Below are 24,213 nucleotides of genomic sequence, written 5' to 3' on the forward strand. Positions count from 1 at the left end.
AGTGTTTATGTCAGGTCCCTTGGCGTCCCTCAAAGTGCTGGATTTTTCCACCTTGCTGCCTGGCCCGTTCGCGTCCCTGATGCTGGCGGACATGGGCGCCGAGGTGCTGCGTATTGAATCGGCCACGCGCATGGACCTGTTGCGTGTGCTGCCGCCCCATGATCAAGGGACCTCGGCGAGCCATGCGTATCTCAATCGCAACAAGCGCAGCCTGGCACTGGACCTCAAGCAGGCCGAGGCGCTGCAGATCGTGCGTGAGCTGGTCAAGGACTACGACATTGTCCTCGAGCAGTTCCGGCCCGGGGTGATGGAACGCCTTGGCCTGGGTTATGAGGCGCTGAAGGCGCTCAACCCCAGGCTGATTTATGTGTCGATCACCGGTTACGGTCAGACGGGGCCTTATAAAGACCGCGCCGGACACGATATCAACTACCTCGCGTTGGCCGGCGTGGCCAGCTACACCGGTCGCCAGGACAGTGGGCCGTTGCCGCTGGGCGTGCAATTGGCGGATGTCGGCGGTGGGTCGCTGCACGCGGTAGTGGGGTTGCTCGCCGCCGTGATTGCCCGCCAGCACAGTGGCGTCGGCCAATACCTGGATGTGAGCATGACCGACTGTTCGTTCAGCCTGAATGCCATGGCCGGTGCGGGCTACCTGGCCTGTGGTGTGGAACCTGATTGGGAGAACCATGTGCTCAACGGCGGCAGTTTCTACGATTACTACCGCTCGCGTGATGGGCGCTGGATGTCGGTGGGCAGCCTGGAACCGGCGTTTATGCGGCAGTTGTGCGACGCGCTGGGAAGGCCGGAGCTAGCCATGCAAAGCCTCAAACCCGAGCAGCAAAAAGCCCTGAAGCTGGCGTTGCAGGTCGAGTTTGAGAAGCGCAGCTTTGATGAGCTGTGTGAGTTGTTCGCCGGAGTGGATGCGTGTGTCGAGCCGGTGCTGAGCCTGAGTGAAGCGCTGGAGCACCCACAGTTGAAGGCGCGGGAGCTGGTCAGCCAGGTGCCACGGGGTGATGGCTCGACCCAGGCGCAACTGGCCTGCCCGTTGAAGTTTTCCGAGGGTTTGCCGCAGCCTCGGCATATCGGTGTGGCGGTGGGGGCGCACAGTGATGAAGTGCTGGCTGAGTTGGGGTTTAGTGCTCAGCGGATAGACGAGTTGCGGCGGGCCAAGGTTGTTGGTTAGTGCCTGATCTGACGCCATCGCAGGCAAGCCAGCTCCCACATTAGATAGGCGGCGCGGTCAAATGTGGGAGCGGGCTTGCCCGCGATGAGGCCCTCACTCCACCCGAGTTTCCCCTGTGTACACCAAAGTGTGCCGACACCGCCTGCACAAATACCGCCGCCCCTGATTCACCAGTCCATGCCTCTGGGCCGAAAACGGGAAATCGCTGTCGGCACAGGGGCAACGGTAGATATACCGGGTCACCTGGCGGCGCTTGATCTCATACGTGTGGCAACGATCCGGCGGCAGTTCGTACACCCCGCGCATGATCAGCTGCCATTCCTCGCCATGGGGCTGGATGCGCTCGCCAAATAATTGGTGGGCGATCAGGTGCGCGACCTCATGGGCCACGGTCTGCTTGAGGAAGTGTTGGCTGTTTTCGCGGTACAACTGTGGGTTGAAACGCAGCAGGTTCTCGTGCAAATGCGCGACACCGGCCTTCTGGCCCCGCAGCTTGAGGCTGACCTGGGGGCGTTTGAAGCTTCGTTTAAAAAAGGATTCGGCTTGCAGGAAACAATCTTCGACGCGGGTATTGAGTTGCTCGGGCATGCTGACCATATCTCCAGAGACGTCCAGTATGCCGCAAAAGCAGGTGTTTCCGAATCTGTCAGGCGCCGAATGGTCATGCATAACGCACAAAGCCACCTTGCGGTGGCTTTGCCTGTGGTTGATCCGCTTAGTTGGTGTAGATCGGGCCTACGCCCAGCCCCCAGACGATCACGGTAAACGCCATGATTGCCACCAGTACCACCAGGCCCACGGCCAGTACCGAGCTGGAAAACAGGAAGCCCTCGTCCGGGTCGATGTTCATAAACGTCGGCAGCCCCACATACAGCAAGTACACCGTGTAACAGATAGCCGCCGTGCCCACGACCATGCCCAGCCACATATGCGGATAGAGCGCCGCCAGCCCGCCGATAAACAACGGGGTCGCGGTGTAAGTGGCAAACGCGACGCAACGCGCCATGCTGGGGCTGGCATCGTAGGTACGGGCCATCCAATGGATGAAGGCGCCCATCACCGCCACGCCGCCGAGCATTGCCGCGTAGGACATGAGAGTCATCCACAGCGCACTTTCCTGGGTCAACATGACCGGGGCGCGATTGCCGATAACCCAGCCGACCCGGGTGGTGCCGATAAAGGCCGAGACGGCAGGGATCGCCGCGAGAATCAAAGTGTGAGTGAGGTACATGTGGCCGATACTTTCTTCCTTATCGCCACGAATTTCCCGCCATTCCTGGTCGGGATGGGTAAACAGCCCCACGACGTGATGGATCATGCCAGTCACTCCTGTCGTTATTACCATCGCCCCCCATCGGAGCGCCCACGGGCCAAATGGCCACATAAGGTCCTGGATAGTTGTGCGACCTTACGTCGCAGTATAGGAAGTGATGACCGGAAAAACTGTAGGGCTTTAGAGCAAATTGCGCTGTAAACATTGGCGCTAATCGCGGTGAGGTCTGTCAGGCAAGGCGCGATTGGAAATGTGGGAGCGGGCTTGCTCGCGAAAGCGTCGTGTCAGTTGATACATTCATCACAGGTACAGCGCCTTCGCGAGCAAGCCCGCTCCCACATTGGAACTCGGCCAGTCTTAGCGGTAAAATGCCCGGCTTTTCGTCACACACCTCTAGCGGATCCAAGCGCCATGGGCACTCTTACGGTCAACCAGAACAAACTGCAAAAACGCCTGCGTCGCCTGGCCGGGGAAGCGGTCGCCGATTTCAACATGATCGAGGACGGCGACAAGGTCATGGTCTGCCTCTCCGGCGGCAAAGACAGCTACACCATGCTCGACGTGCTGCTGCACCTGCAAAAGGTCGCGCCGATCCAGTTTCAGATCGTTGCCGTCAACATGGACCAGAAACAACCGGGCTTCCCGGAGCACGTGCTGCCGGCCTATCTCAAAGCGCTGGGCGTGGAGTACCACATCGTCGAGAAAGATACCTACTCGGTGGTCAAGGAGCTGATCCCCGAGGGCAAGACCACCTGCTCGCTGTGCTCACGCCTGCGCCGTGGCACGCTTTACACCTTTGCCGATGAGATCGGCGCGACCAAGATGGCCCTGGGGCATCACCGCGATGACATCGTCGAGACCTTTTTTCTCAATATGTTCTTCAACGGCTCGCTCAAGGCCATGCCGCCCAAGCTGCGTGCCGATGACGGCCGCAACGTGGTGATCCGTCCGCTGGCGTATTGCAACGAGAAGGACATCCAGGCTTACTCCGACTTCAAGCAATTCCCGATCATCCCGTGCAACCTGTGCGGCTCCCAGGAAAACCTGCAGCGCCAGGTGGTCAAGGACATGCTGGTGGACTGGGAGCGCAAGACCCCGGGCCGTACCGAGAGCATCTTCCGCAGCTTGCAGAATGTGCAGCCATCGCAGCTGGCCGACCGCAACCTGTTCGATTTCACCAGCCTGAAAATCGACGAAAGCGCCGCGTCGCGCTTCGTCAATGTGGTGAACCTCTAAGACGTTTCAACGCTCTGAAAGACGGCGCTTACGGGCGCCGTTTTCCATTCAACTGCCAGGAGAGGGCATGCGCGATTACAAGTGGCTGCACGAATATTGTCTGAACCGCTTTGGTTCAGCAGCCGAGCTGGAAGCCCACCTGCCTGTACCCAAGACCCCGGCGCAATTGCGCAAGATCAGTGATGACCGTTACCTGTCGACCCTGGCGCTGCGGGTATTTCGCGCGGGCTTGAAGCACAGCGTGGTGGATGCCAAATGGCCGGCGTTCGAGCAGGTGTTCTTCGGCTTCGACCCGGAAAAAGTCGTGCTGATGGGCGCCGAGCGCCTGGAGCGCCTGATGCAGGACACACGCATCATTCGCCACCTGGGCAAACTCAAAAGCGTGCCGCGCAATGCGCAGATGATCCTGGACATCGAGCAGGAAAAGGGCAGCTTCGGCGCGTTTATCGCCGAATGGCCGGTGACCGATATCGTCAGCTTGTGGAAGTACCTGAGCAAGCACGGGCACCAGTTGGGCGGGCTGTCGGCGCCGCGGTTTTTGCGCATGGTGGGCAAGGATACGTTTGTGCCGAGCGATGACGTGGTCGCGGCGTTGAATGCACAGAAGATCGTCGACAAGGCGCCGACCAGCCTGCGGGACTTGGCGACGGTGCAGGGCGCGTTTAATCAATGGCATGCCGAGAGTGGGCGGCCGATGTGCCAGCTGTCGATGATGCTGGCCTACACGGTGAATCATTGAGACCGAGGTGAGGCTATCGCAGGCAAGCCAGCTCCCACATTCGACCGCATTCCAAAGGATGTACTCGGATAGATGTGGGAGCGGGCTTGCTCGCGAAGACTGACTGTCCGGCGCCAAATTCCTATCAGACTTGCGCCAACCGCCGATTCAACTGATGCCGCCACCGCACATACAACAGCGCGGTACAAAACACCGCCAGACTCGCCAGCATCTCCAGCACCCCGAACCACTGCCGGTTAGGGTCATACGCCGCCAGTGCGCCCTTGATGAAATACAGGTTCACCACAAAGCACATCCACGAATGCCCGCGCGCGCTGCCCAATAGCATGCCCGGCGCCAGCACCAGCAGCGGCACCAACTCGATCAGCAGGATCACCCACGGGCGCGCCCCGTGCAGGTCGGCGATGAACAGGTAATACACGCACAGCAAGCCCACCAGCCCCAAAAAAGCCAACAGGCTCAGTACGCGTGCCGCCTTGACCCGTGGTTCCAGCCACGCCTGGGGCGGCAGGACCTTAGGCTTTCTGGCCACGGCCGTTCTCCAGCAGCGTGGCGGTGGTGGCCAGGCGCAGGCCGAGGGCGCGGCACAGGGTGATTTCGTGCTGATCGAGCAGGCGTTTGCCGTCCGGCCCGGAATGGTGGCTGGCGCCATACGGCGTGCCACCTCCCTGGGTGTCGAGCAAGGCCTGTTCGCTGTAGGGCAGACCGGTGATCAGCATGCCGTGGTGCAGCAGCGGCAGCAGCATCGACATCAGCGTGGTTTCCTGGCCGCCGTGCAGGCTGGCGGTGGAGGTGAACACGCCAGCCGGTTTGCCCACGAGTGCGCCGGTGAGCCACAGGTTGCTGGTGCCATCGAGGAAGTACTTGAGCGGCGCGGCCATGTTGCCAAAGCGCGTCGGGCTGCCCAGGGCCAGGCCCGAGCAATTCTTCAGGTCATCCAGGCTTGCATACAACGCGCCTTCGTCCGGGATGCTCGGCGCCACGGCTTCGCACTCGGTGGAAATCGCCGGTACGGTGCGCAGGCGTGCTTCCAGGCCACCTTGTTCGATGCCCCGGGCAATCTGCCGAGCCATCTCGCTTACCGAGCCATTGCGGCTGTAATACAGCACCAGCACATAGGGCGCGGTCACGGCAGCAACTCCAGCACGTTTTCCGGTGGGCGGCCGATGACGGCTTTGTCGGCGGTTGCCAGGATCGGGCGTTCCATCAGCTTCGGGTGCGCGGCAATCGCGGCAATCAACTGCGCTTCGCTGAGGCTGGCGTCGGCCAGGTTAAGGGTTTTGTATTCATCTTCGCCGGTGCGCAGCAGTTGGCGCGCGCTGATGTTCAGCTTGCCGAGCAAGGCCTTGAGTTGCGCGGCGTCCAGCGGGGTTTCGAGGTAGCGCACCACGGTCGGGTTCAGGCCGCGGGCTTCCAGCAGTTCGAGCGCACCGCGCGATTTCGAGCAGCGCGGGTTGTGATAAAGCGTCAGATCGGTCATGTGCGGGTCGCATCTTGCGTAAGGTGGCGGGTATTCTACCTGCGCGGCGACCCGTCCTTAAACCGTAAGAGGCGATAGGTCGCAGCCAACGTTCATTTTTTGCGAAGGATTACCCCATGACTAGGCGACTGATCGGTGCATTGGCGATCATCACAACCCTGCTGCTCAGCGGCTGCGGTAACGATTACGGCGTTGACCAATATGGCAAGAAAGTGGCGGCCGAACGCCTGGACAAACAATGGGTGGTGGTCAATTACTGGGCCGAATGGTGTGGCCCGTGCCGCACGGAAATTCCGGAACTGAATGCCTTGGCCGAACAGCTGAAAGGCCAGAACGTGGGCGTGTTCGGGGTCAATTTCGACAACGTACAGGGGGAAGAACTCAAGGCCGCCAGCGAGAAGCTGGGGATCAAGTTCACGGTGCTGGCGCAGAACCCGGAAGAGATTTTCGATGTTCCGCGCAGCGAGGCGCTGCCGGTGACTTACATCATTGATGACAAGGGCAAGGTGCGTGAACAGCTGATGGGTGAGCAGACGGCGGAAGGCGTGTTGGCCAAGCTCAAAGCCTTGCGTGGTTAAACCTGTGGGAGCTGGCTTGCCTGCGATGCGGCTGGCGCGGTTGTATCAGGTACACCGCGGTGATGCTATCGCAGGCAAGCCAGCTCCCACAGAAAAGCCGATCCGGTCTGACGTTGGATCAGCCTTCTTCCAGCCACAGGCGGATCGGCTTGCCTTCAGCCGGCCAGAAGCGGGTTTGCTCGATCGGTGAGATATCCCAGCGCTGCACACCTTGCAGGGCCTGGAAGAAGCGCTGTTCCTGCTCCATCAAGGCTTCGGCGCAGAGTTTGCGGGTGCTGCCGATCTTGCCGAAACTGAGCGTCCGGCCTTCGACGGTGTACGGTGCAAACCAGTGGTTGCAGCCGCCATTGCCGTAGGCGCGGCCATCGGCGCCGAGGGTGACGGTCAGGTGCGCGTAATCCATCAATGGCCGCTCACCAATCCACTCCACCACGTAGCTGTGGTCTTGCTGCAGCTTGACCGCGTCAGCGGCGCAGCCCGTCAGGGCTACACCGAGAGCGGCGAGCAGCAGGCCTTTCATTGCGCAGCCTGCTGGCATTTCGGGCAACGGTGCTTGTCGCCTTCGCTGGCCCAACCCAGTTCCTTGATGCGCGCATTGGCGGCCGGTGGTAGCGGCTCTTTGGCCAGCTTGGTTTCCACCGCGAATTCAAACTCCAGCAGGCTGTCGCAGCTGTCGCAGTTGACCTTCCAGGTGTGAATTTCCAGCTCGCCGAATTTCGGCCCCAGGGCCATCGCGACCCACTGGCCCGCCGGGCGGATGGAATAGCGCGCGTCACCTTCGACGGTCAGGCGCATCGACAGGGTTTTACTGCCGCGCAGGGTGACGATCAAGACGTCGCCATGCTTGATCGAACCACCGTTGCCGGTGACCTGGTAACGGCCCGGCACCAGGGCGCGGCATTCGATCAGGGTGTGTTGCGGGCTCAGCAAGCTGAAGCGGAAATCGTGTTCGGCCATGGATCCTCCAAATAGGCGCGGCATCCTATCACGGGTGCCGGCCTATCATGGGCCTGGTATGTGACCGCTGATCAACCTTGCACCAGGTTCTGCGGCTGGCCATCGGCCCACGCGGCAATGTTGGCCAGCGTGGTGGCTGCGATTGCCGCCAGCGCTTCACGGGTGAGGAACGCCTGGTGGGCAGTGATGATCACGTTGGGGAAGGTCAGCAGGCGTGCGAGTACGTCGTCTTGCAGCGGCAGGTCGGAGCGATCCTCGAAAAACAACTGGGCCTCTTCCTCATACACATCCAGGCCCAGGTAGCCGAGTTGGCCGTTCTTGAGGGCTTCGATCAGCGCAGGCGTGTCCACCAGGCCACCGCGTCCGGTGTTGATCAGCATGGCGCCAGGTTGCATCTGGGCCAGGGAACGGGCGTTGATCAGGTGTTTGCTGTGGGCGGTCAGCGGGCAGTGCAGGCTGATGATCTGTGCCTGGGCCAATAGCTCTGGCAGGTCTACATAGCGGGCACCCAGGGCCTGGACCTGCGGATTGGGGAACGGGTCGCAGGCGAGCAACTGGCAGCCGAACCCGGCCATGATCCTGGCAAAGGTGGCGCCGATCTGCCCGGTGCCGACCACGCCGACGGTTTTGCCGATCAGATCGAAACCGGTGAGGCCGTGCAGGCTGAAATCTCCGTCGCGGGTGCGGTTATAGGCGCGATGCAGTCGACGGTTGAGGGCCAGGATCAAGGCGACGGCGTGCTCTGCCACCGCGTGGGGCGAGTAGGCGGGTACGCGCACGACACTCAGGCCCAGGCGCTGGGCGGCGGCCAGGTCGACATGGTTGTAACCGGCCGAGCGCAAGGCAATCAGGCGCGTGCCACCGGCGGCCAGGTGTTCCAGCACGGGCGCGCTGAGGTCATCGTTGATAAAGGCGCAGACCACTTCGTGGTGTTCGGCCAGGGCCACGGTGTCGAGGTTCAGGCGGGCGGGTTGGAATTGCAGCTCGACACCTGCCGGCAGCGGCTCGCCGAGAAAGCTGTCGCGGTCGTAGGTCTGGCTGCTGAAAAGAATGACGCGCATTAAAAATGCTCCCTGCAGTCACTGAGTTTTAGGTAGGCCGATGTGGGCACCGGGCTTTTTTGTGGGAGCTGGCTTGCCTGCGATGCGGGCAACTCGGTACATCAGGTACACCCAGTTGATGCTATCGCAGGCAAGCCAGCTCCCACACAAGCCAGCTCTACACAAGCCTGGAGAGGATTCAGGCGCTGACCCGCGCTTCACTGGCCAGCCGTGCAATCGCCATGTCCAGTTCGTCCAGTGCGGCGATGGCCTTGGCGTCGTCTTGCTTGAGCAAGGTTTCCGCGCGCTGGCAGGCGGCGCGCAATTGCGGCACGCCGCAGTAGCGGGTGGCGCCATGCAGGCGGTGCACGCGTTCGATCAGCGCATTGTTGTCTTTGGCTTCACGGGCGGCGGTGATCGCCAGGCGATCGGCTTCCAGCGAAGCCAGCAGCATCGCAAGCATGTCGGCGGCCAGGTCGGCTTTGTTGGCCGCCAGGCGCAGGCCTTCCTCATGATCGAGTACCAACAGTTGCACGCCGGGTGCCAAACCGTCAGTCGCGCGCTCCGGGCCTTGATTGCGCAGGGCCAGGCCGGTCCACTTCAACACCACTTGGGCCAACTGCCGCTCGCTGATGGGTTTGGTCAGGTAGTCGTCCATACCGCTTTGCAGCAGTGCGCGTTTTTCGTTGGCCATGGCGTGGGCGGTGAGCGCGACCACCGGCAGCGGCGTGCCATGGCGCTCGCTTTCCCACTGGCGGATCTCCTCGGTGCTTTGGCGCCCGTCCATGCCGGGCATTTGTACGTCCATCAGCACCAGATCGAAGGTTTCCTGCTTCACCGCGTCAATAGCCGCATAACCGCTTTCGACCGCCTGCACCTTGGCGCCCATGTCTTCAAGCAAGGTCTGCACCAGCAACAGGTTGGCCGGGTTGTCGTCCACGCAAAGTACGCGCGGCGCTCGGCTGGACAGCGGTTCGCCGGGTTCGCTGCGCAATGGGCGCGGGCTGATCAAGTCGGCCAGTGCGCGGCGCAGTTTGCGCGTGCACGCAGGTTTGGCCTGCAACTGGCTGTTGGGGTTGGGCACCGATTGGTTGAACAGCATCTGTTCGGTGGTCGGGCACAGTACCAGCACCTTGCAGCCCAGGTGTTCCAGGTCCCATAAATGCTGGTTGAGGCGTTCGGGCGGTATGTCATTGGCGGTGACGCCGAGTACCGCCAGGTCGATTGCCTGTTCAGTCTGGTGTGCGCTGGTGATGCCGTTGGTGAGGCTTTCCAGAGTATTGAACGGTGTCACTTCCAGGCCGCAATCTTCCAGTTGGTGTTGCAAGGCCTGGCGCGCCAGCTCGTGGTTTTCCAGCACGGCCACACGACGCCCGAGCAGCGGCGGGGAGGGCAGGTCTTCGGCGTCGTCGCGGGTCTTGGGCAGGCTCAGGCTGATCCAGAACTCCGAGCCTTCGCCCGGTGTGCTGTCGACGCCGATCTCGCCGCCCATCTGCTCGATCAGCCGTTTGGAAATCACCAGGCCCAGGCCGGTGCCGCCGGGTTGGCGGGACAGCGAGTTGTCGGCCTGGCTGAAGGCCTGGAACAGCGCACGCACGTCCTGGTTCGACAGGCCTATGCCGGTGTCTTGCACACTGATGCGCAGTTGCACGCTGTCTTCCTGTTCGTCCTCGACCATCGCGCGGGCAACGATAGTGCCTTCGCGGGTGAACTTGATCGCGTTGCTGATCAGGTTGGTCAGGATCTGCTTGAGCCGCAACGGGTCGCCCACCAGCGCCAGCGGCGTGTCGCGGTACACCAGGCTCACCAGCTCGAGCTGTTTGGCATGGGCGGCGGGGGCGAGGATCGTGAGGGTGTCTTGCAGTAAATCGCGCAGGTTGAAGGGCACACTGTCGAGGACCAGCTTGCCGGCTTCGATTTTCGAGAAGTCGAGGATCTCGTTAATGATGCCCAGCAGGTTGTCGGCGGATTTTTCGATGGTGCCCAGGTAATCCAGCTGGCGCGGCGACAGCTCGCTTTTTTGCAGCAGGTGAGTGAAGCCCAGGATGCCGTTGAGCGGCGTGCGGATTTCATGGCTCATGTTGGCCAGGAACTCCGACTTGATCCGGCTGGCCTCCAGGGCCTCCTTGCGCGCCAGGTCCAGCTCGATGTTCTGGATCTCGATGGTTTCCAGGTTCTGGCGCACGTCTTCGGTGGCCTGATCGATGCTGTGTTGCAGCTCTTCCTGGGCATTTTGCAGGGTTTCGGCCATGCGGTTGATGCCCGAGGCCAATTGGTCCAGTTCCTGGCTGCCCAAGGGTGGCAGGCGGGTTTCGAGGTTGCCGTCCTTGAGTTGGGCCACGGCTTGCTTGATCTGGCCGATGGGCGAGTTGATCGTGCGGCTGATGCGCAATGCCAGGGCAGCCGTGCAGATCAGGCCGATGGCGATCAGCAGCAGGCTGGCAAACAGGCTGCGATAACCGCGCAGCAACATGCCATTGTGCGACAGCTCCACTTCGACCCAACCCAGCAGGCGGTCGGACTCGTCAGGGATCAATTCGCCAGCGAGGTTGCGATGGCGCCCAAACACCGGCAGCAGGTAGCGCGTGGCGTCATTGCCGCTGCGCTGCAGCAGGTGCGAACTGTTGCCGACCGGCGCGAGGTTAAGCATGGTCGGGCCGGCGTGGGCCAGGGACGAGCGGTCCGGTGCGAGGAACGACACCGCGCGCACATCCGGCTGCTCCAGCGATTGGGTGGCGATGCGTTCGAGCAAGTCGGTATTCTTGCTGCTCAACGCCGGGGCCACCAGCGGCGCCAGTTGCTCGGCGATCATTTCGCCGCGTTGCAGCAATTGGGTCTGCAACTCCGACAGCTGCATCCAGGTGAAATAGCCCCCCAACAACAGGGCCATCAGGCTGGTCGGTAATAAGGTCAGCAACAGTACGCGGCCTTTTATCCCCATTCTTCTAAGCACGCCACTCTCCTGCTACCACACTGTTTTCGATGATCTGCGCGGGCATCCGGCCCACGCCACCTGCGCAGTGTAGCCATTTGCGCGGTATGGAACCTCGCAAATTAATGATCGACGTCAATCTCCGACTTCAATCGCCGAGCGCAATCTTCGAGGCATCGGCAGCCGGGTGGCGATTGCCTGTCACCGTTTAATCTTGAATAATCAGCGATTGAGAATGACTTGCAGACGCTAATGAATCCCGCAGTTGGCCTACCCAGTATCCTGACCATTGAAGACGACCCGGTATTGGGCGCCTATGTGAATGAGCACCTGGGCCGCTGTGGCTTTCAGGTCACCTGGTGCCAGAACGGCCAACAGGGCCTGCAGATGGCACGTGACCAAGCGTTCGACGTAGTGTTGATGGACATCCTGCTGCCGGGCATGGACGGTTTGTCGATTCTTACCCATTTGCGCCAGCACCATGCGACGCCGGTCATCCTCATGTCTGCGCTGGGCGCCGAAGCCGATCGCATCAGCGGTTTTCGCCTGGGCGCGGATGACTACCTGCCCAAGCCGTTCAGCATGGTCGAACTGCGCGTGCGCATTGAAGCCATCCTGCGCCGCGTGGCCCTGGACCGGCGGCCGTTGCCGCTGCGTTTACCGGCACGCGACGATGCACGCAGCCTGCGTTTTGACGATGAGCTGTACGACGTGTTCTTTCAAGAGCGTTGGGCCGGGCTAACGCGCAGCGAGTACCGCCTGCTCGAGACCTTGCACCGTAGCGCCGATGAAGTGCTCAGCAAAGCCTTCCTTTACCAGCATGTGTTGCAGCGCGGCTATGCGCCCCACGACCGCAGCCTGGACATGCATATCAGCCAGATCCGCCGCAAGCTCAAGGCCATCGGCTACAGCGAGCGCGAAGTGCGCACGGTGTGGGGCAAGGGTTATGTGCTGAGCGGTCATGATGAAGGGCTTTGAGCGGCTGCCCGGCCGGCACTCGTTATTCTGGAAGCTCGCCTGCCTGCTGATCGCCTTCTGTTTGCTGATGATCTGGCTCAGTTGGTCCTGGGGCCGCTACATGGAAGAGCAGAACGCCTATGTGGCCGAGGAGTCCCGCGAGATTTTGCGCGGCTATGCCGCAGGCGCGGAATTGGCCTGGAGTACCCAGGGCAGTGCTGGCGTGGACGCCTGGTTGCGACTGATGGCCAAGCGCGAATCCACCTGGATCGGGGTAATCGGCAACAACCTGCAGTCGCTGAGCAGCTTGCCGCTGAGCGACAAGGAAAGCCAGCGCCTGACGTTTCTGCGCGGGCTGGAGTGGCCGGTCAGCCGGCACGTCAAAGGCCTGCCCTGGGTGAAAATCCCGTTCCCGGTCGACCCTGGCGCCGGCTCGCTGGTGATCGAATTGCCCCAGCGCTTTATGCCGGGGCGCTATCAGATGTTCTGGCGCGTGGTGACCAACGGTGTGATCCCCGGCCTGTTTACCTTGCTGTTGTGCGTGGGGCTTTATCGGCTGTTAATCATGCCGCTGAACCAGTTGCGCGAGCAGGCCAACGCCTGGCGCGCCGATCAATTGAATACGCGCATGTCCCGCGAGGCCACCAGCCGCCAGGATGAATTGGGGGAGCTGGGCCGCGCCTTCGACCACATGTCCGAGCGTTTGCAGGGCACGGTAGAGTTGCAGCAACAGTTATTGCGGGACATGTCCCATGAATTGCGCACGCCGTTGAGTCGCTTGCGCGTGGCCTGTGACAGTGAGCAGGATCTAGCGCGGTTGCGCGAGCGCCTGGGCCGGGAGATCGACGCCATGCAGCGCTTGGTGGAAGACAGCCTGCAACTGGCCTGGCTGGACAGCGAGCGAACGCCGTTACCCGAGGAAGCCATCCAGCTTCAGGCCTTGTGGGACATGCTGCGGGAAAACGCCTGTTATGAAAGTGATTGGCCAGCAGCGCGTCTGCCATGCCTGTTGCCCGCCGATTGTTGGGTGCGCGGCAACCTGAATGCGCTGGCCCAGGCCCTGGAAAATATTCTGCGCAATGCCATCCGGCATTCGCCCGCCCAGGGGCAGGTGACACTGGACGGCTGTCGCGAGGGCGATGATTGGCATATCTGGCTGCAAGACCAGGGCGGCGGTATTGATGAGCAGGACCTGGAACGTATCTTTGCGCCGTTCACCCGCCTTGAAGGCTCTCGGCCGGGTGATGGCGGTTTTGGCCTGGGCTTGAGCATCGCGCGCAATGCCGTACAGCGCCAGGGCGGGGCGTTGTGGGCGCAAAACACCGCGCAGGGTTTGTGCGTGCACCTGCGGCTGCCGGCGCGCTAACCGTCAGCCACGTCGTTGTTTGCGCTTCTTCCACTGGTGCGCGACCCACCAGCGCCAGTAGCCCATCGTCAGGCAATAGGCCAACGCGGCCAACACCAGCCCGCACACCACCGAACCCAACAGGAACGGCTGCCACAGCGTGCCCAGCTGGCTGCTGATCCACTCCCAGGTCAGGTTGTCGGGCAGGCTGCGCGGCGGCGTGTTCATCAGCCACGCGCCGGTCAGGTAGGTGCAGAAGAACACCACCGGCATGGTGATTGGGTTGGTCAGCCATACCAGGCTCACGGCAATCGGCATATTCCCGCGCACGGCGATCGCCAGGACCGCCGCCAATAACATCTGCAATGGAATCGGAATAAACGCGGCGAACAGGCCCACTGCCATGGCGCGTGCGACGGAATGGCGGTTTAGGTGCCAGAGGTTGGGGTCATGCAGCAACGTGCCGAGAAATCGTAAGGACTTGTGTTCCCGGATACTCGTGGGGTCGGGCATGTACCGTTTGAATAAGCGCCGGGGCATAAGGGGTCCAGGTCAGTTCGAGGGGCAAGTATGCCCGCATTCTATAAACAGAAAATTCAGACTTTGTGACAAAACATCAGAGGCCGCGGGAAGTATCCGACTAAGACTAGTGGATCACTGGAAAAGGATGATTCATGAGAACAGGAATGTTCGCGTTCGGACTTGGCTTATTGTCGCTGCGATTTTTACCCGCACTGCCGGCCACCGCATGGCTGCTGGCCATGTTGGTAGCGGCCTTGATGTTGCTGCCGTTTCGTACCTACCCGCTGGCGTTTTTGCTGTTGGGCGTGAGCTTGGCGTGCATGAGCGCGCAATGGGCGTTGGACGACCGGCTAAGGCCGGCTCTGGACGGTCAGACCCGTTGGATTGAGGGGCGCGTCATTGGCTTGCCGCAAACCACCGGCACCGGCGTGCGCTTCGAACTGGCCGACAGCCGGTCACGCAAGGCCCGGCTGCCCAAGCGTATCCGCCTGTCCTGGCATGGCGGCCCGCAGGTTAACAGCGGCGAGCGCTGGCGTCTGGCGGTTACGCTCAAGCGGCCGGCGGGCCTGCTCAATTTTCAGGGGTTTGACTACGAGGCCTGGCTGCTGGCCCAGCGCATCGGCGCCACCGGCTCGGTGAAAGATGGCCAGCGCCTGGCGCCGGCCCGCCATGCCTGGCGTGACAGCGTCCGCCAACGCCTGCTGGCGGTGGATGCTCAGGGCCGCGAGGCGGGGCTGGCGGCCTTGGTGCTGGGCGACGGCTCGGGGTTGGCAACCGAGGATTGGCGGGTGTTGCAGGACACCGGCACGGTGCACCTGCTGGTGATTTCCGGCCAGCACATTGGCTTGCTGGCCGGTTTGATCTACGCGCTGGTGGCCGGGCTGGCGCGCTACGGTTGCTGGCCCCGCGCCTTGCCCTGGCTGCCGTGGGCCTGCGGCCTGGCATTTACTGCCGCGCTGGGGTATGGCCTGCTGGCGGGGTTCGGTGTGCCGGTGCAACGGGCCTGCGTGATGGTCGGGTTGGTGCTGCTGTGGCGTTTGCGGTTTCGCCACCTGGGTGTGTGGTGGCCGTTATTACTGGCGTTCAATGCCGTGCTGGTGCTGGAGCCGCTGGCCAGTTTGCAACCGGGGTTCTGGTTGTCGTTTGCCGCCGTGGCCGTGCTGGTGCTGGCGTTCAGCGGGCGTTTGGGCGCGTGGAGCGTCTGGCAGGCGTGGACCCGGCCCCAATGGCTGATCGCCATTGGGTTGTTTCCGGTGTTGCTGGTGCTGGGTTTGCCCATCAGCCTCAGCGCGCCGGTGGCCAATCTGTTTGCCGTGCCGTGGATCAGCCTGGTGGTGCTGCCGTTGGCACTGCTGGGCACCGCACTGTTGGCGGTGCCGTGGGTGGGAGAGGGCCTGTTGTGGCTGGCCGGTGGTGCACTGGATGGCCTGTTCACAGGCTTGGCGCTGCTGGCCGGGCTGCGCGCAGCGTGGGTGCCCGCCGACGTGCCGTTGGGTTATTGGTTGATCAGCGTCACGGGCGCGGTGCTCTTGCTCTTGCCCAAAGGCGTGCCATTGCGGCTGCTGGGCTGGCCGATGCTGCTGTTGGCGGTTTTCCCGCCCAAGACACTGGTGCCGCACGGGCAGGTCGAGGTGGTGCAATTGGATATCGGCCAGGGGCTGGCGGTGATCCTGCGCACGCGCCATCACGCCATGCTCTACGACGCAGGCCCACGCTCGGGGGCGGTTGACCTGGGCGCGCGCGTGGTGCTGCCATCCCTGCAAAAGCTTGGGGCGGCGGCGTTGGATGCGATGGTCATCAGCCACGCCCACGCTGACCATGCCGGCGGTGCCGCAGCGGTTGCCCGTGTGCTGCCCGTCGGGCGGGTTATCGGCGGAGAGACCGAAGGGCTGCCGGCCTTGCTCGCGGCCCAACCCTGTAACAGTGGCGAGCGCTGGGAGTGGGATGGCGTGTCATTTGAGTTGTGGCAATGGCCTGGCGCCACCAGCAGCAATCCGAAATCCTGCGTCTTGCAGGTACAGGCCCGTGGCGAGCGGTTGCTACTGACGGGCGATATTGATGAGGCGGCCGAAAACGCCTTTCTCGCTTCGCCCTTGGCGCTGCCGACCGATTGGCTGCAAGCGCCGCACCATGGCAGCCGCAGCTCCTCGTCCTGGGCGTTTTTGCAGCGGCTTGCGCCCAAGGCGGTGCTGATTTCCCGTGGTCGTGGCAACGCCTTCGGGCATCCCCATTCCCAGGTGATGGCGCGTTACCAGGCGCTGGGCAGCCACGTCTACGACAGCGCCGAGCAAGGTGCGGTGCGTGTGCAACTGGGCGGTTTTAGAGCACCGGTTGTTGCGCGCAGTCAACGGCGCTTCTGGCGCGAAGCGTTACCGTAATACAGGCTTACCAAACACCCGGGCCCGCGACAGGCGGGCCTGGCGCCTGCGAACCACGCGGGTGAACCTATATGGTAAAGTGGCGCACTTTTTCGAGGGGACATTCACTGTGTGGGAATTGGTCAAATCCGGCGGCTGGATGATGTTGCCGATTATCTTGAGCTCCATCGCCGCACTCGGCATCGTTGCCGAACGTTTGTGGACCCTGCGCGCCAGCCGCATAACCCCCGAGCATCTGCTGGGGCAGGTGTGGGGCTGGATCAAGAACAAACAGCTGGATAAAGAAAAACTCAAGGAGTTGCGCGCCAACTCGCCGTTGGGTGAAATCCTTGCAGCGGGGCTCGCCAATTCGAAGCATGGTCGCGAGATCATGAAAGAATGCATCGAAGAGGCCGCTGCCCGCGTCATCCATGAAATGGAGCGCTATATCAATGCACTCGGCACCATCGCGGCCATGGCGCCTTTGCTTGGCCTGTTGGGTACGGTGCTGGGCATGATCGACATTTTCAGCTCGTTCATGGGCTCGGGCATGACCACCAACGCCGCCGTCCTGGCCGGTGGTATTTCCAAGGCCTTGATCACCACGGCAGCGGGCCTGATGGTCGGTATTCCGTCGGTGTTTTTCCACCGTTTCCTGCAGCGTCGCATCGATGAACTGGTGGTCGGCATGGAACAGGAAGCCATCAAGCTGGTGGAAGTGGTGCAGGGCGATCGTGATGTCGATTTCGTTGAGGGCCGAGCGTGAAATTTCGCCGCAAGCAACGGGAGAATGTTGATATCAACCTGGCGTCGCTGATCGACGTGGTCTTTATCCTGCTGCTGTTTTTTGTCGTGACGACTACCTTCACCCGCGAAACCCAACTGCGGGTTGATTTACCCGAAGCAGTCAGTGGCTCACCGGCCGAAGACCAGCAAACCAAGCAGTTGGACATTGCCATCAGTGCCGACGGGGTGTTTTCGGTGAATAACCAATTGCTCGAAAAAAATGACCTTGCCAGCCTGATGGCGGCGCTGGAGAAAGAGTCCGACGGCGATACCAACCTGCCGCTCTCCATCAGTGCTGATGGTAAAACCCAGCATCAAGCCGTGATCACTGCGATGGACGCCGCCGGAAAGCTGGGCTTCAGCCATCTGCGCATGACCACCGTCGAGGCGGCGAGCCCGCCCTGATGGCCTTGTCCGATCGTTTGCTCAAGGCGTGGTACGAGGGCCACGCGGCACTCGCGCTGCTGCGGCCGCTGGAAGCTTTGTACCGTCGTGTTGTGCAGCGCAAACGCGCGCGCTTCCTGGCGGGCGAGGGTGAGATTTATCAATCGCCGGTGCCTGTGGTGGTGGTGGGCAATATCACCGTTGGGGGCACGGGCAAGACGCCGTTGATCCTGTGGCTGATCGAACACTGCCGGCGCAGCGGCCTGCGGGTCGGCGTGGTCAGCCGCGGCTACGGTGCCAAGCCGCCGCAGTTGCCGTGGCGGGTCGAGGCCAGCCATAGCGCTGAAGTAGCGGGCGATGAGCCGTTGCTGATCGTTCAGCGTTGCGGCGTACCCCTGATGATCGATCCAGACCGCAGCCGCGCCGTCAAAGCCTTGCTGGCCAGTGAGCCCCTGGACCTGATCCTCTCCGACGATGGCCTGCAGCATTACCGCCTGGCCCGCGACCTGGAACTGGTGCTGATCGATGCCGCCCGTGGCCTGGGCAACCGCCGTTGCCTGCCTGCCGGGCCTTTGCGCGAACCGGTGGAGCGCCTGCACAGCGTGGATGCGCTGTTGTACAACGGCGCCGGGGCCGATCGCGAGGACGGGTTTGCCTTTCGCCTGCAACCCACGGCGCTGATCAACTTGAAAACCGGTGAGCGCCGATCGGTCGAGCATTTTGCCGCCGGCCAGCGGGTCCATGCCGTCGCGGGTATCGGTAACCCGCAACGTTTCTTCAATACCCTCGAAACGCTACACTGGCAGCCGATTCCCCATGCGTTTGCCGACCATGCGCCCTACAGCGCAGAGGTGTTGAATTTCACACCGTCATTGCCGTTGGTGATGACCGAAAAGGACGCGGTGAAGTGCCGCGCCTTCGCCCAGCCCGACTGGTGGTACCTTGCAGTGGATGCGCTGCCGTCACCGGCGTTTGTGGCCTGGTTCGACACGCAATTGATGCGCCTGCTACCCGCCCGACTTTTGCCTTAAACCGCTTTTTCCAGGAAATACTCATGGACACCAAACTGCTCGACATCCTCGCTTGCCCAATCTGCAAAGGCCCGCTCAAGCTCAGCGCCGACAAAACCGAGTTGATCAGCAAGGGTGCCGGCCTGGCTTACCCGATCCGTGATGGCATCCCGGTAATGCTGGAAAGCGAAGCCCGTACCCTGACCACCGATGAGCGCCTGGATAAATGACCACCGCCTTTACCGTTGTCATTCCTTCGCGCTACGCCTCCACGCGCCTGCCGGGCAAGCCGCTGCAACTGATCGGCAACAAGCCGATGATCCAGCTGGTGTGGGAGCAGGCTTGCAAAAGCAGCGCCGAGCGCGTGGTGGTTGCCACCGATGACCCGCGCATTATCGAGGCCTGCAAAGGTTTCGGCGCTGAAGCGGTGCTGACCCGGGAAGACCATAACTCCGGCACCGACCGCCTGGCCGAAGTCGCCACGCAACTGGGGCTGGCGCCTGATGCGATTGTGGTCAATGTGCAAGGTGACGAACCGCTGATCCCGCCCTGTGTGATCGATCAGGTCGCCGCCAACCTGGCCGCCCATGGCGAAGCGCGCATGGCCACCCTGGCCGAACCCATCGAAGACATCGATACCCTGTTCAACCCGAACGTGGTCAAAGTGGTGAGCGATATCAATGGCCTTGCGCTGACTTTCAGCCGCTCGACCCTGCCTTGGGCGCGTGATGCGTTCGCCAAACAGCCCGGCGTCTTGCCCGAGAGCGTGCCGTACCGTCGCCATATCGGCATCTATGCCTACCGCGCCGGTTTCCTGCATGACTTCGTCAGTTGGGGGCCGTGCTGGCTGGAAAATACCGAGTCCCTGGAACAGTTGCGTGCCCTGTGGCACGGCGTGCGCATCCATGTGGGCGACGCGCTGGAAGCGCCGCCGGCCGGTGTCGACACCCAGGAAGACCTTGAGCGCGTCCGTCGCTTGCTGGGGGCCTGATGGAGGTTCTGTTCGTCTGCCTGGGCAATATCTGCCGCTCGCCCACCGCCGAAGGTGTGTTGCGCCATAAACTGCGCGAAGCGGGGTTGGCCGGCCAGGTTGAAGTGGCGTCTGCCGGCACGGGTGAATGGCATGTCGGCAACCCGCCGGACCAGCGCAGCCAGCGTGCGGCGCTGGTACGCGGTTACGACTTGTCGGCCCAGCGTGCCCAGCAGGTTTCCCGTGCAGACTTTGCTCGATATGACCTGATCCTGGCCATGGACCACAGCAACCTGCGCAACCTCAAGGCGTTGCACCCAGGCCAAGGCAAGGCCGAGCTGGACTTGTTCCTGCGTCGCTATGACGCCGAAGTGGACGAAGTGCCAGACCCTTACTACGAAGGTGAGCAAGGCTTCGAGCGGGTCCTGGACCTGATCGAGCGGGCCTGTGATTTATTGGTGATCGAATTGAAGGGGCGGTTATGACCTTGCAAGTGCTTGCGCAGGTATCGCTCAAGCCATTCAACAGTTTCGGCATCGATGTGCGCGCCCAGTGGTTTGCCGAGGCCCGTAGCGACGCCGATGTGCGTGAAGCCCTGGCCTATGCGGCGGCGCAGTCATTACCGCTGTTGGTGATCGGCGGTGGCAGCAACCTGCTGTTGACCCAGGATATCCAGGCGTTGGTATTGCGCATGGCCACCCAGGGCATTCGGGTGCTGCAGGATGATGGCGTGCACGTGGTGGTCGAGGCCGAAGCGGGCGAAGCCTGGCATCCTTTTGTACTGTGGACGTTGGAACACGGCTTCTGCGGCCTGGAGAACCTCAGCCTTATCCCCGGCACCGTCGGTGCTGCGCCGATGCAGAACATCGGCGCCTACGGCGTGGAGATCAAGGACGTGTTTGCCGGCCTCACCGCGCTGGATCGCCACACCGGCGAGCTGCGCGACTTCAGCCTGCAAGAATGCAACTTCGCCTACCGCGACAGCCTGTTCAAGCACGAAACCGGACGCTGGCTGATCCTGCGCGTGCGTTTCGCCCTGAGCCGCGCCAGCCACCTCAAGCTCGACTACGGCCCGGTGCAGCAGCGCCTGGCCGGGCAGGGCATCACTGAGGCGACGCCGAGCGATGTCAGCCGTGCCATTTGCAGCATACGCCGCGAAAAACTGCCCGACCCGGCAGAACTCGGCAATGCCGGCAGCTTTTTCAAAAACCCACTGGTATCCCAGGTGTTGGCGGCTGAGCTGAAGGCGCAGTATCCGGACCTGGTGGCCTACCCGCAGGCCGATGGGCAGATGAAGCTCGCCGCTGGCTGGCTGATCGATAAAGCCGGCTGGAAGGGCTTTCGCGACGGCGATGCCGGCGTGCATAAACTGCAGGCACTGGTGCTGGTCAACTATGGCGCGGCCACCGGGCACGACATTGCCAACCTGGCGCTGCGCATCCAGCGTGATATTGCCGAACGTTTCAAGGTCGATCTGGAAATGGAACCCAACCGGTACTGAACGCCAGCATTTCCGTGAAAACAAAAATGCCCCGTATCTTTCGATACGGGGCATTTTTTATTGCGTCAGCAATCAGTCATCACGGCCCATGATGCCGAAGATCTGCAACAGGCTGATGAACAGGTTGTAGATCGATACATACAGGCTGATGGTCGCCATGATGTAGTTACGCTCACCGCCGTGGATGATGGCGCTGGTCTGGAACAGGATGCACACGGAGGAGAACAGCACAAAACCTGCGCTGATCGCCAGCTGCAAGCCGCTGATCTGGAAGAACATGCCGGCAACCACTGCAGCCAGCAACACGAAGAAGCCTGCGGTAATGAAGCCACCCAGAAAGCTCATGTCCTTACGGCTGATCAGCACATAGGCCGACAGACCACCAAACACCAGGGCAGTCATGGCAAATGCCGAACTGACCACTTCCGCGCCGCCGGCCATGCCGAGGTAACGGTTGAGGATCGGGCCAAGGATAAAGCCCATGAAACCGGTCAAGGCAAACGCCGACACCAGGCCCCAGGCCGAGTCACGCAGTTTGTTGGTCAGGAAGAACAGACCGTAGAAACCGATCAACACGACAAAGATATTCGGGTAGCCGACGCGCATCTGCTGCGCCACATACGCCATTACGCCGCTGAACGCGAGGGTAAGGGCGAGCAAGCCGTAGGTGTTGCGCAACACGCGGCTGACTTCAAGCTGCTCAGCCTGCGCGTTACCATTCAGTGCGTAATTCTGTTCGCGCATGGCGACACTCCTTCAGTTTTGAAACATTCAGTCGCAAGGATCATAACAGACGCTCTGTAACAAGCCATGGCAAGAGTTTGACAGTGTGTTTCATTCGGGTATTATGGCGCCCGCTGACACGGGATGGGCTACTATAATCCTGTGAAGCAAAAGGGAAATTGGCAGAGTGGTTGAATGCACCGGTCTTGAAAACCGGCGGACGTTAATAGCGTCTCCAGGGTTCGAATCCCTGGTTTCCCGCCAAGATTTACACGAAAGCCCCGCGATTGCGGGGCTTTTGCGTTTCTGGGGTTTGGTCGGCGAGGTTGGGCAAACAGCAGGAGTTCCGAAACTTTCGGGTAGGAGTTCCGAAACTTTGCCTATTTGGACGGTTTCGCGGTCGCACCGATCCTCCTGTAAACCCGCTTGGTGATCTCCTGTTTGCTGTGGCCGAGCAGCAGGCTGGCATCCCCGATATCGATGATCTCCGACGCGGCCTTTGGCCGGATGTCGCGGAACTGAAACCCTCCAATCTTGGCCGCGAGCAGCGGGTCGCCTTGTTCGATGGCGTTCTGCTTTGCTTTCTCTCGCGCCCTGTCCCAGCGCAAGCGCAACATCCCCTTCGTCATCCGCTTTCCGTGTCTGTTGATCAACAGGTACCTGGATGGATGCCCGACATTCCTTTCACCAATCTCCCTGACCAATCTCCCCAAGCTATTTTCCCCTGCATCGGTACGCATCAGGATTCGGAGCTTCTGCCCGGTCTTGCCCTGTGTCACCAGGAAGAAGTCACCCTCGGTATCGTCACTACGCATGATCAACACGTCAGCAGGCCGCTGCCCGGTCAAATAGCCCAGGTCCATGGCTTCCTTGAGTTCTTGTTCGGCGACCGCGTAGACGGCATCCCAGACAGCCGCGTTGGCGTAGTAATCGCGCGGCGCCTCCTTGTTCTTTCTGATGCCCTGGCAAGGGTTCTCCCGCTCCGTGAGCCCCCACTCCCTGGCCATGTTGAAAACGTGGGACAGGAGCGCGATCTCGCGGTTGGCACGAACCTTCGCTGAGCGGGCATCACGGTAACCGGCGATGTTGAACGGCGTGATTGAGTCGATGGGCGCCTCATCAAACGTAGGACGAAGCTGCTTCAGTTCGGCCATGTTGTCCTTCTGTGTTCGCTCCCCCTTTTTTGGGATGACGTCGCGCACATATCGGTCGAAGATGCCCTTCATTTTTGTCAGGTCGGCCGGCTTTTCTTTGGCCTCCAGTTCGGCCCACTTCAGCCGGGCTTTGCTCAGGTCAGTTCCAAGCGGAATCTCTTTTCCCGCAGAGTCACGATAGTAGTAGCCGATCCAGACCTTGCCATTTTTCCTTGGGCGCTTACGGCGTACCATTCCTGGCGGCAAGTCCCTGTTTTCCGTGTTTCGGGGGCGCATATCAGTTCACCTTGGAGAAGTCAGGCGTCCAAGGCTGGCGCGCCGGCGGAGGGTTAGGGTCTGCGATTGTGGCGTTCACCATGCCCAGCTTCATGCGGGCGAACATCCGGCCAACCAGCGGCCGGCCGCCACGGCTCTCGATGAACACCCAGTTCCGGTCTTTCAGCCACTTGCGCTGGTGCGAACGGTGCTTGTAACCAGTCAGGTCGGCGAGCTCATCGTCCGACAGGATCTCTGCTTGCATACCTACCTCCGGCCGGCCGCCGCGGGCCGCGCTGTCTTGATGATCTGAATGACCAGGCTGAAGGTGATCAGCAACCAGGTGCAGGTGCCGGCAAAGGCGCCGATGAGGTCGGCCGTTTCGCCATCCATGAGCAGGCCGGGGCCGATCCAGAAGAACCAGCAGATGCTGGCTGAAACGTACAGCACCAGGCCCAGCATGATCAGGGTGAGTTTTGTTGCGAACATGGGGTGTCCTTGCCGCGCTGGGCGGCAGAAGGTGGGTTAGACGGGGAGAAGGCCTTTGGCTTTTGCTTCGTCCCAGCATTGCTGCCGGAACAGTCGCGCTGATTCCAGCGCCTGCTGCTTAGTGGATGCCTTCCAGGTGAGTCCGGTTTGCACGAACTCACCGCGCAGCTTTCCGCACCAGTGATTGACGAAGTGGCCATTCTCGATCTGGCTGATGATTCCCGCAGTGGCTTTCGGCGCTGTCGCGTAATCGACCAGTTTCTGTTCGTAGGTTAATTCGGACATAGGAATACCTCGCCCGCCGCTCACTGGCAGGCATGTAGGGGGATGGAGTAGTGGCGT

General features: G+C 61.6%; 29 protein-coding genes and 1 tRNA gene. 15 read left to right on the forward strand and 15 right to left on the reverse strand.

Going from position 1 to position 24,213, the window contains the following annotated elements:
• Positions 1-7 precede the first annotated feature (7 nt).
• The gene (locus ASE80_RS27730; RefSeq protein ID WP_056861712.1) at positions 8-1,183 is read left to right on the forward strand and encodes a CaiB/BaiF CoA transferase family protein; all 1,176 of its coding nucleotides are present in this window, start codon (positions 8-10) and stop codon (positions 1,181-1,183) included.
• Between the two features lie 93 nt (positions 1,184-1,276).
• Here the strand turns inward: ASE80_RS27730 and ASE80_RS27735 are convergent, their stop codons facing one another.
• Together ASE80_RS27735 and ASE80_RS27740 are read right to left on the reverse strand one after the other, a co-directional pair.
• Positions 1,277-1,771 carry a SprT family zinc-dependent metalloprotease gene (locus ASE80_RS27735; RefSeq protein WP_056861886.1) on the reverse strand — a complete coding sequence of 165 codons (495 nt, stop codon included), beginning with the start codon at positions 1,769-1,771 and terminating at the stop codon, positions 1,277-1,279.
• Between the two features lie 127 nt (positions 1,772-1,898).
• Entirely contained in the window at positions 1,899-2,501 is a 603-nt protein-coding gene (locus ASE80_RS27740) for a Yip1 family protein (protein WP_056861713.1), read from the reverse strand.
• 366 nt (positions 2,502-2,867) lie between these two features.
• Here ASE80_RS27740 and ttcA point away from each other — a divergent pair, with 366 nt between their 5' ends.
• Positions 2,868-3,692 (forward strand): tRNA 2-thiocytidine(32) synthetase TtcA, encoded by an 825-nt coding sequence (ttcA, locus tag ASE80_RS27745; RefSeq protein WP_056861714.1) that lies wholly within the window; start codon positions 2,868-2,870, stop codon positions 3,690-3,692.
• A 67-nt stretch (positions 3,693-3,759) separates the two neighbouring features.
• Positions 3,760-4,431: a DNA-3-methyladenine glycosylase I gene (locus ASE80_RS27750; protein ID WP_056861715.1), complete on the forward strand. Its 672-nt coding sequence runs from the start codon at positions 3,760-3,762 to the stop codon at positions 4,429-4,431.
• 124 nt (positions 4,432-4,555) lie between these two features.
• Here the strand turns inward: ASE80_RS27750 and ASE80_RS27755 are convergent, their stop codons facing one another.
• Genes ASE80_RS27755 through arsC form a run of 3 tightly spaced genes read right to left on the reverse strand, consistent with a single transcriptional unit; the run spans position 4,556 to position 5,911 of the window.
• A complete protein-coding gene (locus ASE80_RS27755; RefSeq protein WP_056861716.1) occupies positions 4,556-4,963 on the reverse strand; it encodes a DUF2069 domain-containing protein in 408 nt (135 codons plus the stop codon).
• The gene (gene wrbA, locus ASE80_RS27760) at positions 4,947-5,561 is read right to left on the reverse strand and encodes an NAD(P)H:quinone oxidoreductase (protein WP_056861717.1); all 615 of its coding nucleotides are present in this window, start codon (positions 5,559-5,561) and stop codon (positions 4,947-4,949) included. The genes ASE80_RS27755 and wrbA overlap by 17 nt, the downstream gene beginning before the upstream one ends.
• Positions 5,558-5,911: an arsenate reductase (glutaredoxin) gene (gene arsC, locus ASE80_RS27765; RefSeq protein ID WP_056861718.1), complete on the reverse strand. Its 354-nt coding sequence runs from the start codon at positions 5,909-5,911 to the stop codon at positions 5,558-5,560. The genes wrbA and arsC overlap by 4 nt, the downstream gene beginning before the upstream one ends.
• A gap of 116 nt (positions 5,912-6,027) precedes the next feature.
• Here arsC and ASE80_RS27770 point away from each other — a divergent pair, with 116 nt between their 5' ends.
• Positions 6,028-6,489: a TlpA family protein disulfide reductase gene (locus tag ASE80_RS27770; RefSeq protein WP_056861719.1), complete on the forward strand. Its 462-nt coding sequence runs from the start codon at positions 6,028-6,030 to the stop codon at positions 6,487-6,489.
• A 118-nt stretch (positions 6,490-6,607) separates the two neighbouring features.
• Here the strand turns inward: ASE80_RS27770 and ASE80_RS27775 are convergent, their stop codons facing one another.
• From ASE80_RS27775 to ASE80_RS27790, 4 genes are all read right to left on the reverse strand, one after another.
• Positions 6,608-7,009, reverse strand: a complete 402-nt coding sequence (locus ASE80_RS27775) for an META domain-containing protein (protein ID WP_056861720.1) — start codon at positions 7,007-7,009, stop codon at positions 6,608-6,610.
• Positions 7,006-7,446: a hypothetical protein gene (locus ASE80_RS27780; protein ID WP_056861721.1), complete on the reverse strand. Its 441-nt coding sequence runs from the start codon at positions 7,444-7,446 to the stop codon at positions 7,006-7,008. The genes ASE80_RS27775 and ASE80_RS27780 overlap by 4 nt, the downstream gene beginning before the upstream one ends.
• 71 nt (positions 7,447-7,517) lie before the next feature.
• On the reverse strand, positions 7,518-8,507 hold the full coding sequence (locus tag ASE80_RS27785; protein WP_056861722.1) for a 2-hydroxyacid dehydrogenase: 990 nt from the start codon (positions 8,505-8,507) through the stop codon (positions 7,518-7,520).
• A 178-nt stretch (positions 8,508-8,685) separates the two neighbouring features.
• Positions 8,686-11,439 carry a response regulator gene (locus ASE80_RS27790; RefSeq protein ID WP_056861723.1) on the reverse strand — a complete coding sequence of 918 codons (2,754 nt, stop codon included), beginning with the start codon at positions 11,437-11,439 and terminating at the stop codon, positions 8,686-8,688.
• Positions 11,440-11,670: 231 nt separating this feature from the next.
• On the opposite strand from ASE80_RS27790, the gene ASE80_RS27795 reads away from it, so the two are divergent.
• Together ASE80_RS27795 and ASE80_RS27800 are read left to right on the forward strand one after the other, a co-directional pair.
• Positions 11,671-12,396 (forward strand): response regulator transcription factor, encoded by a 726-nt coding sequence (locus ASE80_RS27795; protein ID WP_056861724.1) that lies wholly within the window; start codon positions 11,671-11,673, stop codon positions 12,394-12,396.
• On the forward strand, positions 12,383-13,741 hold the full coding sequence (locus ASE80_RS27800) for a sensor histidine kinase (RefSeq protein ID WP_056861725.1): 1,359 nt from the start codon (positions 12,383-12,385) through the stop codon (positions 13,739-13,741). Before ASE80_RS27795 ends, ASE80_RS27800 begins: the two co-directional genes overlap by 14 nt.
• A 3-nt stretch (positions 13,742-13,744) precedes the next feature.
• Here ASE80_RS27800 and ASE80_RS27805 read toward each other — a convergent pair whose 3' ends face one another.
• Positions 13,745-14,260, reverse strand: coding sequence for a DUF2062 domain-containing protein (locus ASE80_RS27805; protein ID WP_056861726.1), 516 nt, complete (start codon positions 14,258-14,260; stop codon positions 13,745-13,747).
• A gap of 134 nt (positions 14,261-14,394) precedes the next feature.
• On the opposite strand from ASE80_RS27805, the gene ASE80_RS27810 reads away from it, so the two are divergent.
• The 8 genes from ASE80_RS27810 to murB all read left to right on the forward strand — a co-directional run bounded on the left by ASE80_RS27810 (position 14,395) and on the right by murB (position 21,250).
• Positions 14,395-16,620: a DNA internalization-related competence protein ComEC/Rec2 gene (locus tag ASE80_RS27810; RefSeq protein ID WP_056861727.1), complete on the forward strand. Its 2,226-nt coding sequence runs from the start codon at positions 14,395-14,397 to the stop codon at positions 16,618-16,620.
• 109 nt (positions 16,621-16,729) lie between these two features.
• Positions 16,730-17,365: a MotA/TolQ/ExbB proton channel family protein gene (locus ASE80_RS27815; RefSeq protein ID WP_016969293.1), complete on the forward strand. Its 636-nt coding sequence runs from the start codon at positions 16,730-16,732 to the stop codon at positions 17,363-17,365.
• A complete protein-coding gene (locus tag ASE80_RS27820) occupies positions 17,362-17,790 on the forward strand; it encodes an ExbD/TolR family protein (protein WP_056861728.1) in 429 nt (142 codons plus the stop codon). The genes ASE80_RS27815 and ASE80_RS27820 overlap by 4 nt, the downstream gene beginning before the upstream one ends.
• Positions 17,790-18,800 (forward strand): tetraacyldisaccharide 4'-kinase, encoded by a 1,011-nt coding sequence (lpxK, locus tag ASE80_RS27825; protein WP_056861729.1) that lies wholly within the window; start codon positions 17,790-17,792, stop codon positions 18,798-18,800. Before ASE80_RS27820 ends, lpxK begins: the two co-directional genes overlap by 1 nt.
• A gap of 23 nt (positions 18,801-18,823) precedes the next feature.
• Positions 18,824-19,009, forward strand: coding sequence for a Trm112 family protein (locus ASE80_RS27830; protein ID WP_003174668.1), 186 nt, complete (start codon positions 18,824-18,826; stop codon positions 19,007-19,009).
• Positions 19,006-19,770 (forward strand): 3-deoxy-manno-octulosonate cytidylyltransferase, encoded by a 765-nt coding sequence (gene kdsB, locus ASE80_RS27835; RefSeq protein ID WP_056861730.1) that lies wholly within the window; start codon positions 19,006-19,008, stop codon positions 19,768-19,770. The genes ASE80_RS27830 and kdsB overlap by 4 nt, the downstream gene beginning before the upstream one ends.
• Positions 19,770-20,234, forward strand: a complete 465-nt coding sequence (locus ASE80_RS27840; protein ID WP_056861731.1) for a low molecular weight protein-tyrosine-phosphatase — start codon at positions 19,770-19,772, stop codon at positions 20,232-20,234. The genes kdsB and ASE80_RS27840 overlap by 1 nt, the downstream gene beginning before the upstream one ends.
• Positions 20,231-21,250, forward strand: coding sequence for a UDP-N-acetylmuramate dehydrogenase (murB, locus tag ASE80_RS27845; RefSeq protein ID WP_056861732.1), 1,020 nt, complete (start codon positions 20,231-20,233; stop codon positions 21,248-21,250). Before ASE80_RS27840 ends, murB begins: the two co-directional genes overlap by 4 nt.
• Before the next feature lie 72 nt (positions 21,251-21,322).
• On the opposite strand, the gene ASE80_RS27850 is transcribed toward murB, so the two are convergent.
• Positions 21,323-21,994 (reverse strand): Bax inhibitor-1/YccA family protein, encoded by a 672-nt coding sequence (locus ASE80_RS27850; RefSeq protein WP_056861733.1) that lies wholly within the window; start codon positions 21,992-21,994, stop codon positions 21,323-21,325.
• Positions 21,995-22,146: 152 nt separating this feature from the next.
• Between ASE80_RS27850 and ASE80_RS27855 the strand changes: the two genes are divergently transcribed.
• Positions 22,147-22,237: transfer RNA gene (locus ASE80_RS27855), tRNA-Ser, on the forward strand.
• A 116-nt stretch (positions 22,238-22,353) separates the two neighbouring features.
• Here ASE80_RS27855 and ASE80_RS27860 read toward each other — a convergent pair.
• Genes ASE80_RS27860 through ASE80_RS27875 form a run of 4 tightly spaced genes read right to left on the reverse strand, consistent with a single transcriptional unit; the run spans position 22,354 to position 24,156 of the window.
• Positions 22,354-23,403: a tyrosine-type recombinase/integrase gene (locus ASE80_RS27860; RefSeq protein WP_056861734.1), complete on the reverse strand. Its 1,050-nt coding sequence runs from the start codon at positions 23,401-23,403 to the stop codon at positions 22,354-22,356.
• 1 nt (position 23,404) lies between these two features.
• Positions 23,405-23,647, reverse strand: coding sequence for a DUF4224 domain-containing protein (locus ASE80_RS27865; RefSeq protein ID WP_056861735.1), 243 nt, complete (start codon positions 23,645-23,647; stop codon positions 23,405-23,407).
• A gap of 2 nt (positions 23,648-23,649) precedes the next feature.
• Positions 23,650-23,871: a hypothetical protein gene (locus tag ASE80_RS27870; RefSeq protein WP_056861736.1), complete on the reverse strand. Its 222-nt coding sequence runs from the start codon at positions 23,869-23,871 to the stop codon at positions 23,650-23,652.
• A gap of 36 nt (positions 23,872-23,907) precedes the next feature.
• Complete coding sequence (locus tag ASE80_RS27875; protein WP_056861737.1) at positions 23,908-24,156, reverse strand: hypothetical protein; 249 nt, start codon at positions 24,154-24,156, stop codon at positions 23,908-23,910.
• Between the last annotated feature and the right edge of the window lie 57 nt (positions 24,157-24,213).

The organism is Pseudomonas sp. Leaf15 (genome assembly GCF_001421425.1).
GTDB classification, from domain to species: domain Bacteria; phylum Pseudomonadota; class Gammaproteobacteria; order Pseudomonadales; family Pseudomonadaceae; genus Aquipseudomonas; species Aquipseudomonas salomonii.

What these genes read in the sequence shown, in the direction of transcription:
- ASE80_RS27730 (WP_056861712.1), top strand. Translation starts at nt 8, where the DNA reads ATGTCAGGTCCCTTGGCGTCCCTCAAAGTGCTGGATTTTTCCACCTTG.
- ASE80_RS27735 (WP_056861886.1), bottom strand. Translation starts at nt 1,771, where the DNA reads ATGCCCGAGCAACTCAATACCCGCGTCGAAGATTGTTTCCTGCAAGCC.
- ASE80_RS27740 (WP_056861713.1), bottom strand. Translation starts at nt 2,501, where the DNA reads ATGATCCATCACGTCGTGGGGCTGTTTACCCATCCCGACCAGGAATGG.
- ttcA (WP_056861714.1), top strand. Translation starts at nt 2,868, where the DNA reads ATGGGCACTCTTACGGTCAACCAGAACAAACTGCAAAAACGCCTGCGT.
- ASE80_RS27750 (WP_056861715.1), top strand. Translation starts at nt 3,760, where the DNA reads ATGCGCGATTACAAGTGGCTGCACGAATATTGTCTGAACCGCTTTGGT.
- arsC (WP_056861718.1), bottom strand. Translation starts at nt 5,911, where the DNA reads ATGACCGATCTGACGCTTTATCACAACCCGCGCTGCTCGAAATCGCGC.
- ASE80_RS27770 (WP_056861719.1), top strand. Translation starts at nt 6,028, where the DNA reads ATGACTAGGCGACTGATCGGTGCATTGGCGATCATCACAACCCTGCTG.
- ASE80_RS27775 (WP_056861720.1), bottom strand. Translation starts at nt 7,009, where the DNA reads ATGAAAGGCCTGCTGCTCGCCGCTCTCGGTGTAGCCCTGACGGGCTGC.
- ASE80_RS27780 (WP_056861721.1), bottom strand. Translation starts at nt 7,446, where the DNA reads ATGGCCGAACACGATTTCCGCTTCAGCTTGCTGAGCCCGCAACACACC.
- ASE80_RS27785 (WP_056861722.1), bottom strand. Translation starts at nt 8,507, where the DNA reads ATGCGCGTCATTCTTTTCAGCAGCCAGACCTACGACCGCGACAGCTTT.
- ASE80_RS27795 (WP_056861724.1), top strand. Translation starts at nt 11,671, where the DNA reads ATGAATCCCGCAGTTGGCCTACCCAGTATCCTGACCATTGAAGACGAC.
- ASE80_RS27800 (WP_056861725.1), top strand. Translation starts at nt 12,383, where the DNA reads ATGAAGGGCTTTGAGCGGCTGCCCGGCCGGCACTCGTTATTCTGGAAG.
- ASE80_RS27805 (WP_056861726.1), bottom strand. Translation starts at nt 14,260, where the DNA reads ATGCCCCGGCGCTTATTCAAACGGTACATGCCCGACCCCACGAGTATC.
- ASE80_RS27810 (WP_056861727.1), top strand. Translation starts at nt 14,395, where the DNA reads ATGAGAACAGGAATGTTCGCGTTCGGACTTGGCTTATTGTCGCTGCGA.
- lpxK (WP_056861729.1), top strand. Translation starts at nt 17,790, where the DNA reads ATGGCCTTGTCCGATCGTTTGCTCAAGGCGTGGTACGAGGGCCACGCG.
- ASE80_RS27830 (WP_003174668.1), top strand. Translation starts at nt 18,824, where the DNA reads ATGGACACCAAACTGCTCGACATCCTCGCTTGCCCAATCTGCAAAGGC.
- kdsB (WP_056861730.1), top strand. Translation starts at nt 19,006, where the DNA reads ATGACCACCGCCTTTACCGTTGTCATTCCTTCGCGCTACGCCTCCACG.
- ASE80_RS27840 (WP_056861731.1), top strand. Translation starts at nt 19,770, where the DNA reads ATGGAGGTTCTGTTCGTCTGCCTGGGCAATATCTGCCGCTCGCCCACC.
- murB (WP_056861732.1), top strand. Translation starts at nt 20,231, where the DNA reads ATGACCTTGCAAGTGCTTGCGCAGGTATCGCTCAAGCCATTCAACAGT.
- ASE80_RS27850 (WP_056861733.1), bottom strand. Translation starts at nt 21,994, where the DNA reads ATGCGCGAACAGAATTACGCACTGAATGGTAACGCGCAGGCTGAGCAG.
- ASE80_RS27860 (WP_056861734.1), bottom strand. Translation starts at nt 23,403, where the DNA reads ATGCGCCCCCGAAACACGGAAAACAGGGACTTGCCGCCAGGAATGGTA.
- ASE80_RS27865 (WP_056861735.1), bottom strand. Translation starts at nt 23,647, where the DNA reads ATGCAAGCAGAGATCCTGTCGGACGATGAGCTCGCCGACCTGACTGGT.
- ASE80_RS27870 (WP_056861736.1), bottom strand. Translation starts at nt 23,871, where the DNA reads ATGTTCGCAACAAAACTCACCCTGATCATGCTGGGCCTGGTGCTGTAC.
- ASE80_RS27875 (WP_056861737.1), bottom strand. Translation starts at nt 24,156, where the DNA reads ATGTCCGAATTAACCTACGAACAGAAACTGGTCGATTACGCGACAGCG.